The organism is Mesorhizobium sp. B2-3-4, from assembly GCF_006442315.1.
Taxonomy (GTDB): Bacteria; Pseudomonadota; Alphaproteobacteria; order Rhizobiales; family Rhizobiaceae; genus Mesorhizobium.
Genome location: NZ_VFVY01000001.1, coordinates 525,924 through 539,345, shown reverse-complemented (window position 1 = coordinate 539,345; position 13,422 = coordinate 525,924). Strand labels below are relative to the sequence as shown.

Sequence of the window (13,422 nt, the reverse complement as noted above, 5' to 3'; positions counted from 1 at the left end):
AGGCATGACAGCTCCGTCCACCTTTCTCGGCTTGCCCGGCCGCCTCACCGATGGCGCGAAGCCTCGCGCGGTGATCTTCGGCATCGGCCACGGCACCGCCTATCCCGCTGAAGACAGCAGCGGCTATGCCTCGGCGGCCAACACCGTCCGCGCCGCGAGCCTTGATGACGCCGGGTTCCTGGAACACTGGGATTTCGACCTCGGCGGTCCGCTATTCGACGGCAAGCCGGTCTGCTGCGTCGATGCCGGCGATATCGCGTCCACCATGCATGACAATGCCGGCAATCGCGCCCGGATCGAGGCCAGGACGCGCGAAATCCTGGCGGTGCCGGCCGTGCCCATCCTGCTCGGTGGCGACTGCTCAGTGACCATCCCCTTCCTCGCCGGCTTTGCGGATGAAGGACCGGTCTGGGTGCTGCAGATCGATGCCCATATCGACTGGCGCGACGAAGTGCATGGCGAACACCACGGCTATTCGAGCCCGATGCGGCGCGCGAGCGAGATGGCACATGTCGTCGGCATGGTGCAGGTCGGTCTCCGCAGCGTCGGCAGCGCCCGCGCCGGCGACGTCGAAGCAGCACAGCGCTATGGCAGCCGCTTCGTGACCGCCCGTGAGATCCACGCCCAAGGTATCGAAGCCGCTCTGCGGCATATTCCGGAAGCGGCGCAAGTTGTCGTCACCCTGGATTTCGACAGCCTCGACCCTTCCATCATGCCGGGCGTGGCGGCCCGCACCCCCGGCGGCCTTACCTACACGCAAGTGATTGACCTGATCGCGGGCCTTGGCAGGCGGGCCAGAATCGCCGGTTTCGACCTCGTCGAGTACTACCCTCCAGCCGACATCGACAATCTGTCGGCGCTTACCGCCAGCCGGGTCCTGGTCAATGTTATTGGGACCATCGTCCGGCAGGCTTGAAACCCTGGTTTTGAAATTGAATTCGGTCTCGGGCGCCCGTCCGCGGCTCCCTAGCCAAGGCCGATGCGATAACCAAGCAAGCGCCTGGCACCGGGCTCGATCAGCATCACGCCCGGCTTGTCGGCGAATTCGCCGTCAAAATCGACCGGGCTGGCGATGCCGTGCCAGGGCTCGATGCACAAAAACGGCGCGCCGCCCGGCTTGGACCAGATGCCCAGTTCGTTGCACCCGTGCCACGACACTTCGATTGCCGGCCCACGCTCGGCGGAATAGCGCACGCTGGTGCTGGCCGGCCGGTCCAGAATGACGGCGTCATCGTCGAACAGCCGCTCAGAGAGTGCCAGGGTCTTGCCCTGGATCGGCGTGGGTTTTGTCTCGGGCAGCAGCAGGCCGTCCTTCAAACGGCGGATCGGCGCAGGCTCATCCTCGGCAAAGGTCAGGCAATAATCCTCCTTGGGCACCTGCGGCAGCAGCGGCCAATTGAACGCCGGATGCGCGCCGATCGACGCAGGCATCGGCTCGTCGCCTGTGTTGATGATCTCGAATTCTATGTCGAGTTGCCCCTCGCCCAGCCTGTAGGTCACGGCCAGGCGAAACGCGAACGGATAGCGCGTCCGGGTTTCGGCATCGTCGGTGAGCACCAGGGTACAGGATCGAGAACTCCTCTGGGCCCAGGCAAACGGCTTGTCGCGGGCGAAGCCGTGCTGGGTCATCGGATAGGCCTGGCCGCGATGGCGCAGCTGATCGCCCTTCAGGCGGCCGACGATCGGAAACAGCACCGGGGAATGGCGCCGCCAGGCCGGTCCGGCCTGCCACAAAAGCTCCAGCCCATCCGCATTCCGCAGCGAGACCAGTTCGGCCCCCTGCCCGACTATAACGGCCGAGATTCCCTCGCCATGAAGTGCCTGGCTGTCCTGTGCCATATGTCCTCGCGGTTTGCCCTGGCGTGGTCCGCAGGCTAGCAAATGGCCGGACGTAAACTCAAGGCGGCGGTTCGCATTCGTCTTTCACACAGTTGCGATAGACGTGCGACGGCAGAAGCCAGCGGAGGTCGCTCCAGACGAAAAAGTGGCCGGAGGTTTCCCTCCGGCCACGGCAGAACCGAAATGTTGCCTGCTACGGTTCGGACTATTCGCGCTCGCCGGTGAAATTCAGCAGCAGCTGGAAGATGTTGACGAAGTTCAGATAGAGCGAGAAGGCGCCGAACACGGCGAGCTTCTGGCGCGATTCCGCATCGAAATTCTCCGCATACTGTTCCTTGATCGTCTGCGTGTCCCAGGCGGTCAGGCCGATGAACACGGCGATGCCGATCACCGAGATGGCGAACTGCAGCGCCGTCGAGCCGAGGAAGATGTTGACGATGCTGGCGATCACCACGCCGATCAGGCCCATGATCAGGAAGGACGAGAACTGGGTCAGGTCACGCCTGGTCGTGTAGCCGTAGAGGCTGGTGGCGCCGAACATGGTGGCGGCGATGAAGAAGGTGCGCGCGATGCTGGTTCCGGTGAAGACCAGGAACACCGAGGCCAGCGACAGGCCCATGACAGCGCAGAACGCCCAGAACATCGCCTGTGCGCTTGCCGCCGACATGGTCTGCATCTTGAACGAGAACAGGAGCACGAAGGCGAGCGGCGCCAGCATCACCACCCATTTCAGCGGGCTGGAAAAGATCGGCACGTAAAGCGCCGGCGTCGACGACACCATGAAGGCGATGAGGCCGGTGACGACCAGGCCAAGGCCCATATAGTTATAGACGCGCAGCATATGCTGGCGCAGGCCCTCGTCGTAGACGGCTCCGGACTGGGCGCCCGCGCCGACGCGGTATCCCATATTGGGGGTATTCATCTCAATTCTCCTTTGCGGGTCGATCAGTAAAGCGTTCTGGCGAGCGTCTCGGCGGCGCGGTCGAGGTCATGGACCCCGCTTTTCGCGACCACGGCATAGGCGACCTCGCCGATCTGGAAATAGGCCGACGAGATGTCGCCCGAGGGCGCCACGGCCGGCTTGACCACGTCGAAGCTGCCGGGCCGGATCGCGAACAGCGACACCAGCCCCATCTCCTTCGTGTCGAGCGCCATCTCGACGCTCGGTCCGAAGCGCGACGGATAGATCTGCACGTCGCGGACCTTCCAGTCCGCAGGCAGCGAAGGCATGACGATGGCGGTGGCGGCGCGGATTTCGCCGGCATTGTAATTGGGCGCCTCGGTTTGCGAGGGCATGCTCTCGCGCACCAGCGTCGTCCTGTGTGCCCGCACCGCTTCCTCGACATAGGCAGGCGGCTGTGGCGAGGCGACGACCTTGGTCACCGACATCGGCCCGATGATGCCGTTGGCCAGCCAGCCGGCGCCGATCAGGGCGGCAATCGTCGCCGCGCGCTGCAGCACGGCAAAGATACGGCCCTGGCCAAGCCCCCTTTCCAGCCGCCGCGCCGCATCGGCTGTCGCCGGACGCGCCATGCCCTCGGAGCCGGCCAGCGCCACGCGCAGCTCGTCGCGGGTCCTGAGATCCAGCATCACACGCGCGGCCGTCTCCGGGCGCGCCGACAGGAAAGCCTCAACCTCGATGCGGCGGGTGACGTCAAGCTGATCGTCGACATAGGCGTCGAGATCGGCGTCTGTAACCGGGTCGACCAGAGCGGTCATGAGTCGCCTCCCACGATCCTGAGATGATTCTTGCCGCGCGCCGGCGCCTCTTCCATCTGGCGCAACGCAGCGCGCGCCCGGCCGATGCGCGACATCAGCGTGCCCAGCGGCACGCCGCTGGCATTGGCGGCCTGCTGGTAGGAAAGCCCTTCGATGGCAACCAGATGCAGCGCCGAGCGCTGCTCTTCCGGCAGTCTGAAAAAGGCTTCGCGCACCTCGGCCAAACGCACCGAATGCTCCTGCGGCGCCGGCGTGCTGCCGTCGGCAAGATATGCCGCCTGTTCGAGGCGCGCCGCTTCCGACCGGCGCGAACGCACGCGGTCGATGAAGGTGTTATGGACGATCGACAGCAGCCATGCACGAAGGTTTCCGCCGGAGCGGAACGTGCCGCGCCGCTCATAAGCGCGCACCAGCGCGTCATGCACGAGATCCTCGGCCTCGACGCCGTCGCGCGTCAGCGAACGCGCGTAACGCCGCAGCGACCCGAGCTGTCCTATGATGTCAAAGCGTGGCATCGACCGTTTCATGCCCTGTTTACGGAGCATGTGGGGATTTTAATCCCGGCCGCCGGCTTTTTTCTTCGCCTGAATCTGCCGCCGCCTGTCAGACCTCGCGCGGATCCGCCCTTTTGGGAGCGCTCACGCCGCAGGCGCGCAACACCCACCGGCGGCCGTCGCTGCGAAAATCGGTGATGCTCAAGGGCTCGATGTCGATCCTGGCAGCAGCGGCAAGCGGCGCACCGAGAACGTGCAGGATCGCGGTACGGATGACGCTGGCATGCGTCACGGCGATGGTGTGGCCAGCCTGAGCAATCAATCCGTCCATCAGCTTTGACGCCCTGCCCGCTACGTCGGCCAGCGACTCGCCGCCATGCGGGGCCGCATTGGGATCGGTAAGCCAGGCGGCGATGCCGTCGGGCTGTAGTTCCCGTACGTCCTCAAAACCCCTGCCCACCCATCGGCCATAATCCTGGTCCGCCAGCAGCGGTTCGACCGATGCTTGCAATTCCAGCGCCTCGGCGGTCTGGCGCGCCCGCAGCGCCGGAGCGGTCCAGACGCGGTCGGCGCGGCGCAGTGTTCCGCGCATGGCTTTGGCAGAGGTCAGGGACCGAGGCTCCAGCGGCTCATCGACTGGGAACGCGCCCTTTCGGGTCGCGGCCGTTGCGCCGTTGCAGATCATCGTCAGACGTACGAGCATGGACATGCTTTCTGCAAAGTGTGGAAGGCTTCACCATCAGGCGCCCTCTTTCGTACCTGTGCGACCAAAACCGCTGGTGAAACGCGTTCGATTTGCGTATCACTCCGCCGCGCCAACGGAACCATAATTATGTTCGAAGACCTGCAGCCAGCTCCCGCCGACAAGATTCTCGCGCTGATCGGCCTCTATCGTGCCGATCCACGGCCCGGCAAGGTCGATCTCGGCGTCGGTGTCTATAAGGACCGCGACGGCAAGACGCCGGTCATGCGCGCGGTGCGCGAGGCCGAGAAGCGGCTGCTGCAGGGACAGGACACCAAGACCTATCTCGGCCTTGCCGGCGATATCGGCTTCAACACCGTCATGGCAAAGCTCGCCTTCGGCCCGGGTGCCGACCTGACGCGCATCCGCGCGGCACAGGCGCCTGGCGGCTCCGGTGCGCTGCGGCTGGTGGCGGAGCTGCTCAAGCGCACCCGGCCCGACGCGACGGTCTGGGTCTCCGACCCGACCTGGCCGAACCACATGCCGGTGATGCGGGCCGCCGGCCTGCAGATCCGCGAATATCCCTATTTCGATGCGGCTTCCGGTGCCGTTCGTTTCGACGACATGCTGGCCGCGCTGCGGACGGCGCAAAGCGGCGACGTGGTGCTGTTGCATGGCTGCTGCCACAACCCGACCGGCGCCAATCTGGATGCGGCGCAGTGGGCTGCCGTGACCGATCTTGTCGTGGAGCGCGGTCTGTTGCCGTTTGTCGATATCGCCTACCAAGGCTTCGGCGACGGCCTCGAAGCCGACGCCCTCGGTCTGCGGCTGTTGGCGGCGAAAGTCCCGGAGATGGTCGTCGCGTCGAGCTGCTCGAAGAATTTCGCCGTTTACCGTGACCGCGTCGGCGCGGCGATGGTCCTGGCCAGGGACGGTGCCCAGGCCGACGTGGCGATGAGCCAGATGCTGTCGGCGGCGCGCGCCATGTATTCGATGCCGCCGGATCACGGCGCCGCCGCCGTCCGCATCGTGCTCGAAGACGCCGCGCTGCGGGCGGATTGGGAAGCGGAGCTTGAAGAAATGCGCCTGCGCATGCTTCGGCTGCGCGTGCAGTTCGCCGAGGCACTGCGCCGCCAGTCCAACTCCGACCGCTTCGATTTCGTCGCCGATCACCGCGGCATGTTCTCTCGCCTCGGCCTGACCGAGGCACAGGTCGAGCGGCTGCGCGCCGAGTACGGCGTCTATATGGTCGGCGACAGCCGCATCAATGTCGCCGGCCTGCCCGAGGACGGCATGGACGACCTTGCCAAGGCGATCGTTTCGGTTCTCGACTGAAGAGCCCCGCTGACTTGTGGACAAGGCGCGCCGGCCGGCCGACAGCGTTGGCCGCGCAGCTGGCGGCGCGCTAGAATCCGCGGCATGACGCCATCCAAAGACATCTCACGCCTGATCGAGATCATGGCTGCATTGCGTGCGCCAAAGACCGGCTGCCCGTGGGACATCGAGCAGGATTTCTCCTCCATCGCCCCCTATACGATCGAGGAGGCCTATGAGGTGGCCGATGCCATCGCACGCGGCGATCTCGACGATCTGCGCGACGAACTCGGCGACCTGCTGCTGCAAGTCGTCTATCACGCACAGATGGCTGAGGAGGCCGGCGAGTTTGCATTCGGCGACGTGGTCCAGGCCATCACCACCAAGATGATCCGCCGCCATCCGCATGTCTTCGGCGACGAGAAGGCTCGCAGCGCCGGCATGGCCAAGGGCATGTGGGAGAAGATCAAGGCGCAGGAGAAGGCCGAGAAACGGCAGTCCCGGCTAGCGCGCGGGCTCGACCCCGAAGACAATGGCAAGGGCTTCCTGGATAGTGTTCCGGTCGCCCTGCCCGCCTTGACCCGCGCTTTGAAACTTCAGGAAAAGGCCGCCCGCGTCGGCTTCGACTGGAGCGAGGCGGCCCCCATCCTGGACAAGATCGAGGAAGAGATCGGCGAACTGCGCGAGGCGCTGGCAAAGGGCGAGACCGCCGAGATCAAGGACGAGTTCGGCGACATGCTGTTTGCCGTCGTCAATCTCGGCCGCCATTTGAAGCTCGATTCCGAGGCCGCGCTCAGCGGCACGAACGAGAAATTCCGCTCACGCTTCCACTATGTCGAGCAGGCGCTGGAAAAATCCGGCGGCACGCTGGAACAAGCTACGCTGGAGGAAATGGAAGCGCTCTGGCAGGAAGCAAAAACCGCGAAATAACCGAGATTACCCGTTGTTTTTACGGCGCAATCGGCTCTCTATCTCTTCGCGGGCGCTCTGCGTAGCCTTCAATGAAATGGTCGCGCTGCCATCCTCATTGTCGGTCCGCGAAACCACATCACCATTGCGGTAAAGCCAGTCGACCAAGCCGAACTGGGCCGGCTCGATCGTCACTGTCAAATCTTCAAGCTCACCGGCCATCCGCGTTTCGATGATCGCCTTCAGCGCATCGATGCCCTCGCCCGACACCGCCGATACGGCGATTGGCGGCTCCTTGCTGTCGTCGGCACCATCGGCAAGCAGCCTCGCCCTGTTGCCTTCGTCCAGCAGATCGATCTTGTTCCAGACTTCGATCACGCGCTTGGTATCGCCGGCGTCGACGCCAAGGTCGGCGAGGATCCGCTCGACATCTTCGGCCTGCGCCGCCGTATCGGGGTCGGAAATATCGCGCAGGTGGATGACGAGATCGGCCTCGACTACCTCTTCCAGGGTCGCGCGGAAAGCCGCGATCAGATGTGTCGGAAGGTCCGAAATGAACCCGACCGTATCGGAAAGAATAATCGGCGTGCCGTGCGGCAGGCGCACGCGGCGAAGCGTTGGATCGAGCGTGGCGAAAAGCATGTCCTGCGCCAGCACGCCTGCCCCGGTCAGCCGGTTGAACAGTGTCGACTTGCCGGCATTGGTATAGCCGACGATCGCCACCACCGGAAACGGCACCTTCTTGCGCTTGGCGCGGTGCAGGTCGCGGGTGCGGCGCACGGTTTCCAGCTCGTGCTTCAGCTTGATGATCTTTTCCTGCAACTGCCGCCGATCGGATTCGATCTGCGTTTCACCGGGGCCGCCGAGGAAGCCGGCACCGCCGCGCTGACGCTCCAGGTGGGTCCAGCTGCGTACCAGGCGGCCCTTCTGGTAGTTGAGATGGGCAAGCTCGACCTGCAGCGTGCCTTCCTTGGTGCGCGCCCGCTCGCCGAAGATCTCCAGGATCAACCCCGTGCGATCCAGTACCTTGGCGTTGAATTCCTTCTCGAGATTACGCTGCTGAACCGGCGTCAGCGGATGGTCGACGATGACTACTTCCGCGTGCCCTTCCTTGACGATCGCGGAGAACTCCTCGACCTTGCCGCTGCCCAGCAGCGTCGCCGGGCGCGGGTCGTTGACCGTCACGACCGCCGTATGGATCAGATCGAGGTTGATGGCTCGGGCAAGGCCGACCGCTTCGTCGTGACGCGCCTCGGCCGAACGCGTCAGCCGGGGACGGTTGGTGTCGTCGTCCCCGCGCGGCTGGCGGGTCAGCACCGGCACGATGACAACGGCACGGGTCGGGGCTTCGGCTTCCGTCCCGTGATGATGCGCTGTTTTTCCGCGAACCGTGGCGTCCGCGTCTCTCTCACGTGCCAATCAGGCGCCCTGGCTTTCCTCGCCATCGAACATCTGAACCGGCTGGCTCGGCATGATCGTGGAAATGGCGTGCTTGTAGACGAGCTGGGAGTGGCCGTCGCGGCGCAGCAGGACGCAGAAATTGTCGAAGGAAGTGACCACGCCGGTCAGCTTCACGCCGTTGATGAGAAAGATGGTGAGCGGGTTCTTGCTCTTGCGAACTGAATTCAGGAACAGGTCCTGAAGGTTTTGCGATCGTTCCGCCATTGTTCTTGTCTTTCGCCGATCCCCTTCGGTTTGCAGCCAATGCGCCAAATTAGCGGGCACATGTCAAGCGCGCAAACACCCTCTTGCCGTCAGTAACGACAAGCAGAACGAGATATATTGATGTTCATTCCACCTGTGCGGTTATCAGGCTGGACTTTTTTCCGCAATGTCAAAAAAGGCTTGCCGCAACGAAAGTGTTACAGAACCGGGGTGTCCATTGGCCACGGGAACACCGTCAATGGCCACGATCGGCATGGCAATTGTCGTTGCCGAGCTAATGAATGCTTCCCGCGCCGCCTTGGCCTCGGCGACGGAAAATCCGCGCTCCTCGATCTTCAGGCCGAGCTTTGCCGCGACGTCGAACATGGTGGTGCGCGTGATGCCGCGCAGAATGCCATGTTCGGCCGGCCTGGTGACCAGAACGCCATCCCGGGTAACGATCCAGGCATTCGACGAGCCGCCTTCCTTGACGTTGCCGTCGGTATCGACGAACCACGCCTCCTGTGCGCCGGCTTCCTTGGCTTTCTGCTTGGCCAGCACATTGGGCAGAAGCCCGACGCTCTTGATGTCGACACGGTCCCAGCGATTCTCCGGCACGGTGATGACGGCGATGCCGGTTTCGGCCCGCTTGGCGGCGGCGGCAGGATCAGCCTTCTTGGCTGTCACGACCAGAGAGGGCTTGGTGTCGGCCGACGGAAAGACAAAGTCGCGGCTGGCGACACCGCGCGTCACCTGAACATAGACCAGACCATTGACGACCTGATTGCGGTTGACCACCTCGCGCAGGATCAGCGGCAGCACGTTGCGCGTCACCGGCCAGGCGATCGACAGCTCGGAGAGCGAACGGTTCAGCCGGGCCAGGTGGCGCGGCATGTCGACGATGAAGCCGCGCGCCACCTCGCAGACCTCATAGACGCCGTCGGCGAACTGATAGCCACGATCCTCGATATGCACGGCGGCATCGGCATGAGCGATGTAGCGCCCGTTCACATAGGCAATGCGCGGCATTTGTCACCTCGGGGAATTCGGTTCGGCCTGTTTAAGCGATTCCGCCCTGGACGTAATGGACAATCGCGTGGGCCACTGGACGTCTAATCAGACGCCCAGCGACTTCAACTTGCGGTGCAAGGCGGAGCGCTCCATGCCGATGAACTCGGCGGTCTTGGAAATGTTGCCGCCGAACCGGTTGATCTGGGCAATCAGATAGTCCTTTTCGAACTGTTCGCGTGCCTCGCGCAGCGGAAGCGCCATGATATGCTGGTCCGACTGGTTTGGCGTGCGCGGCATGACATCGCCGATCTCGGACGGCAGCAGGTCCGCGGTGATCGGTGCGTCGACGTCCTCGCCCCGCGCCAGGATCATCAGCCGTTCGACATTGTTGCGCAGCTGGCGCACGTTGCCCGGCCAGTTGTGCGCCTGCAACACCGCCAACGCGTCGTCGCCGATACGGCGCGGCTTGATGCCGGCCTGCCGGGCGATCTGCTTCATGAAATTGTCGACGAGATAGGGAATGTCCTCGCGCCGCTCGGCCAGCCCCGGCACCATGACCGGAACCACGGCGAGGCGATGATAAAGATCCTCGCGGAACCGCCCGTCGGCGATCATCGCCTCCAGGTTCTGCGAGGTCGAGGAAATGATGCGGACATCGACCTTCACCCGCTTGGTGCCGCCGACGCGCTCGAACTGCTGTTCGACCAGCACGCGCAGGATCTTGTTCTGCGTCTCGCGCGGCATGTCGGCCACTTCGTCGATGTAAAGGATGCCGCGATGGGCTTCCTCCAGCGCTCCCACCTTGCGCTCGACCCCGTTCGATTCGGTGCCGAACAGTTCGATCTCCATGCGTTCGGGCGTGATGTTGGCGGCGCTCAGCGTCACGAACGGCCCGCTCTTGCGTGTCGACAGCGTGTGGATGGCGCGCGCCGCCAGCTCCTTGCCCGAGCCGGAGGGGCCAACGATCATCACCCGGCTGTTGGTCGGGGCGACGCGTTCGATCGTCTGGCGCAACTGGCTCATCGCCGACGACATGCCGATCAGGTCGAAGGTCTCGCCGCTGCGCTGCTTGAGGTCGGAAACCTCGCGGCGCAGTTTCGAGGTCTCGAGCGCACGTTCGGCAATGAGGATCAGCCGGTCTGCCTTGAATGGCTTCTCGATGAAGTCATAAGCGCCGCGACGTATGGCGGAAACCGCCGTTTCGATGTTGCCGTGGCCTGAAATCATCACGACTGGCAGGTTCGGGTGCATGGTCTTGATCTCATCGAGCAATGCCAGCCCGTCCAGACGCGAGCCCTGCAGCCAGATGTCCAGGAAGATCAACCTTGGCGCGCGATCGGCAATGGCCGCCAGCGCGCTGTCGGCGTCGAATGCCGTCCGGGTTTCGTGACCTTCGTCGCTCAGAATCCCTGCGACGAGTTCGCGGATGTCTTCCTCGTCATCGACGATGAGAATATCAGACGCCATTACCGACCTTTTCAGTTTCTCTTTCGTGTTCCGCCTTGCTTTCGCCGCGTGGTAGCGCGCCGGCCGCAGGCGGCAGGATGATGCTGATCATCGCGCCCCGCCCGCCATGGAAATCGGCGGGCGCATCATGGAGTTCCAGCCGACCGCCATGGTCCTCCACGATCTTCTTGACGATAGCCAGACCAAGTCCGGTGCCCTTTTCGCGTGTCGTCATATAGGGCTCCAGCAACCTTTGGCGATTCTCGCGCGGCAGGCCTTTGCCATTGTCGATGACATCGATTCGAATCGTCCCATTCTGACGGCCGGCTTGAATCCGGATTATGCCGTGCGAGCCGTCCTTCTGTTCCAGCCCGTCGATCGCCTCGGCGGCGTTCTTGATCACATTGCCGAAGGCCTGAGCCATCAACCGGCTGTCGAACGTGCCCTTCAGCGGTTCGTTTCCGAACATCCGCTCGAAGGTGATGTCGGCACGGCTGACCTCGACCAGGAAGGAAGCCTCACGCAGGGATTCACGCAGGTCGATCGCTTTCATCTCGGGCTTAGGCATGCGCGCGAAGGCCGAGAATTCGTCTACCATGCGGCCAATATCCTCCACCTGCCGGATAATGGTATCGGTGCACTGGTCGAAAACCTCGCGGTCTTCGGTGATGACCTTGCCGTAGCGGCGCTTGATGCGTTCGGCGGAAAGCTGGATCGGCGTCAGCGGATTCTTGATCTCGTGGGCGATGCGCCGCGCCACGTCGGCCCAGGCGGACGAACGCTGGGCCTGAACCAGATCGGTGATGTCATCGACCGTCACGACGTAGGACTTCTCCTCCGAGCCGTCATCGCCTGCCTCGATGGTGATCTGCACATTGAAGGTCCGTTCGGCCCCGGTGCGGTAGAAAGTCACCTGCTCGCGGTAGACGGGCTTGCCGGACTTGCGGCCGATCTCGAAGACACGGCCGACATGCGGCAGAATGGCGGAGAGGTTCTGGCCAAGGGCCGCGCTGGCGGAAATGGCCAGCATGGTTTCAGCCGAACGGTTGACGATGGTGACGATGCCGTAGGGATCGACGCCGATGACGCCCGCCGTGACGCCGGCAAGCACCGCCTCGGAAAAGCGGCGGCGCTCGTCGATCAGGTCCTTGGCGGACAGGATTTCGTTGCGCTGCGACTTCAGCTCCAGCAACATCTTGTTGAAGGTGTCGCCAAGCGAGGCAACATCGCCGTCAGAGGGCCGCACCGGCACGGCCACGTCGAGATTTCCGGTCGCGACCTCGTCGGCCGCGCCGATGAGCTGGCGGATCGGCCGCACCAGACGGTCGGCCACGGCAATGCCGGTCCAGATCGCCGACAGGATGACAATCAGCGTCAGCGACAGATAGGGCAGCGCGAAGGCCACTTGCGAGGTACGGCGATTGTCTTCCAGACCACGGTATTCATCGGTGTTGGAGCGCACGATCTGGCGCGCCTTGATCACATCGGGATCGACAAGTCGGATGGTGTAGAGATAGAGCCCTTCGATCTCGCGCAGCTTGACGATGGCGCCCATGATGTTGCGCGTGCGCGGTTCAATCAGCACGGGCTTGCCGTCTTCGGCACTCGACACGGCGCCTTCGGGCGGTTCCGGCATGGCGAAATCAGCATCAGTCTTGGCGCTCATGACGAAGGAGCCGTCGGGCTTGATGAGCGCGGCATGAGCCAGCGAGCGGCCCACGGCCTCCTTGTTCATGAGATCGAGAAAACCAGTTCTATCAAGGCCATAGAGCGTGCGGGAGGCATCGAGGTCGTAGGCCATGGACAGCGTCGTGCCTTGCAGGTTGCGGGCGTTCTCCTGCACGTAGGCGTCGGCGATCGACAGCGACGAATTGACGATCGTCTTGGTGCGAATCTCGAACCAGCGATCGAGGCCGATGTCGAGTGTTATCGAGGCGATGATCGCCACCATGATGGCCGGAATGGCGGCGACCAGCGCGAACATGGCAACGATGCGCACATGCAGCCGCGACGCTGCCTTGCCGTGGCGGCGTGCCATGACGATGCGATGGACCTCACGGCCGATCAGCGCAATCAGGAACAGCACGAAGGCAGCGTTGAGCGCGATCAGCGCCCAGGTCGCCTTGGCGTCAGGCGCGATCGGTGTCGCACCGACCAGGATGGCGAAGGAAATGGCGGCCATGACCAGGGCACCGGCGATCGCCACCACGCCTGGCAGCGCCAGCAGCCGGCGGCCATCGCGCGCGCCGGGTTCGCTGAAAAGCGGTTGGTTGAGTACAGGTGCCTGCGGAGCCATGTCGCCGTCTAGAGCCAATGATTGCGTCCGATCTATGCAACGCATTGTGGCGATTATGCAACAAGTGT

General features: G+C 63.8%; 13 protein-coding genes. 3 read left to right on the top strand and 10 right to left on the bottom strand.

From position 1 onward, the window contains the following. Window positions 1-4 precede the first annotated feature (4 nt). The gene (locus FJ967_RS03015) at window positions 5-916 is read left to right on the top strand and encodes an agmatinase (RefSeq protein ID WP_140730197.1); all 912 of its coding nucleotides are present in this window, start codon (window positions 5-7) and stop codon (window positions 914-916) included. A 50-nt stretch (window positions 917-966) separates the two neighbouring features. On the opposite strand, the gene FJ967_RS03010 is transcribed toward FJ967_RS03015, so the two are convergent. The 5 genes from FJ967_RS03010 to FJ967_RS02990 form a co-directional block, all read right to left on the bottom strand. Next, on the bottom strand, window positions 967-1,839 hold the full coding sequence (locus tag FJ967_RS03010) for an aldose 1-epimerase family protein (RefSeq protein ID WP_140730196.1): 873 nt from the start codon (window positions 1,837-1,839) through the stop codon (window positions 967-969). Between the two features lie 205 nt (window positions 1,840-2,044). Then, window positions 2,045-2,761, bottom strand: coding sequence for a Bax inhibitor-1/YccA family protein (locus FJ967_RS03005; protein WP_140730195.1), 717 nt, complete (start codon window positions 2,759-2,761; stop codon window positions 2,045-2,047). 23 nt (window positions 2,762-2,784) lie between these two features. Further along, window positions 2,785-3,558: an anti-sigma factor gene (locus FJ967_RS03000; protein WP_140730194.1), complete on the bottom strand. Its 774-nt coding sequence runs from the start codon at window positions 3,556-3,558 to the stop codon at window positions 2,785-2,787. Next, window positions 3,555-4,073: a sigma-70 family RNA polymerase sigma factor gene (locus FJ967_RS02995; RefSeq protein WP_246675149.1), complete on the bottom strand. Its 519-nt coding sequence runs from the start codon at window positions 4,071-4,073 to the stop codon at window positions 3,555-3,557. Before FJ967_RS02995 ends, FJ967_RS03000 begins: the two co-directional genes overlap by 4 nt. An 88-nt stretch (window positions 4,074-4,161) precedes the next feature. Further along, window positions 4,162-4,755, bottom strand: coding sequence for a histidine phosphatase family protein (locus tag FJ967_RS02990; protein WP_140730192.1), 594 nt, complete (start codon window positions 4,753-4,755; stop codon window positions 4,162-4,164). A 129-nt stretch (window positions 4,756-4,884) separates the two neighbouring features. Here FJ967_RS02990 and FJ967_RS02985 point away from each other — a divergent pair, with 129 nt between their 5' ends. Continuing rightward, the gene (locus FJ967_RS02985) at window positions 4,885-6,069 is read left to right on the top strand and encodes an amino acid aminotransferase (RefSeq protein ID WP_140730191.1); all 1,185 of its coding nucleotides are present in this window, start codon (window positions 4,885-4,887) and stop codon (window positions 6,067-6,069) included. An 84-nt stretch (window positions 6,070-6,153) separates the two neighbouring features. Then, a complete protein-coding gene (gene mazG / locus FJ967_RS02980) occupies window positions 6,154-6,978 on the top strand; it encodes a nucleoside triphosphate pyrophosphohydrolase (protein WP_140730190.1) in 825 nt (274 codons plus the stop codon). A gap of 6 nt (window positions 6,979-6,984) precedes the next feature. Here mazG and hflX read toward each other — a convergent pair whose 3' ends face one another. From hflX to FJ967_RS02955, 5 genes are all read right to left on the bottom strand, one after another. Next, a complete protein-coding gene (gene hflX / locus FJ967_RS02975) occupies window positions 6,985-8,376 on the bottom strand; it encodes a GTPase HflX (RefSeq protein WP_140730189.1) in 1,392 nt (463 codons plus the stop codon). After that, on the bottom strand, window positions 8,377-8,622 hold the full coding sequence (gene hfq / locus FJ967_RS02970; RefSeq protein ID WP_006202172.1) for an RNA chaperone Hfq: 246 nt from the start codon (window positions 8,620-8,622) through the stop codon (window positions 8,377-8,379). It lies immediately after the preceding gene. A 144-nt stretch (window positions 8,623-8,766) separates the two neighbouring features. Next, complete coding sequence (locus FJ967_RS02965) at window positions 8,767-9,630, bottom strand: D-amino-acid transaminase (protein WP_140730188.1); 864 nt, start codon at window positions 9,628-9,630, stop codon at window positions 8,767-8,769. A gap of 87 nt (window positions 9,631-9,717) precedes the next feature. Beyond that, window positions 9,718-11,079 carry a sigma-54 dependent transcriptional regulator gene (locus FJ967_RS02960; RefSeq protein WP_140730187.1) on the bottom strand — a complete coding sequence of 454 codons (1,362 nt, stop codon included), beginning with the start codon at window positions 11,077-11,079 and terminating at the stop codon, window positions 9,718-9,720. Further along, the gene (locus tag FJ967_RS02955) at window positions 11,069-13,354 is read right to left on the bottom strand and encodes a PAS domain-containing sensor histidine kinase (RefSeq protein ID WP_181175644.1); all 2,286 of its coding nucleotides are present in this window, start codon (window positions 13,352-13,354) and stop codon (window positions 11,069-11,071) included. Before FJ967_RS02955 ends, FJ967_RS02960 begins: the two co-directional genes overlap by 11 nt. Between the last annotated feature and the right edge of the window lie 68 nt (window positions 13,355-13,422).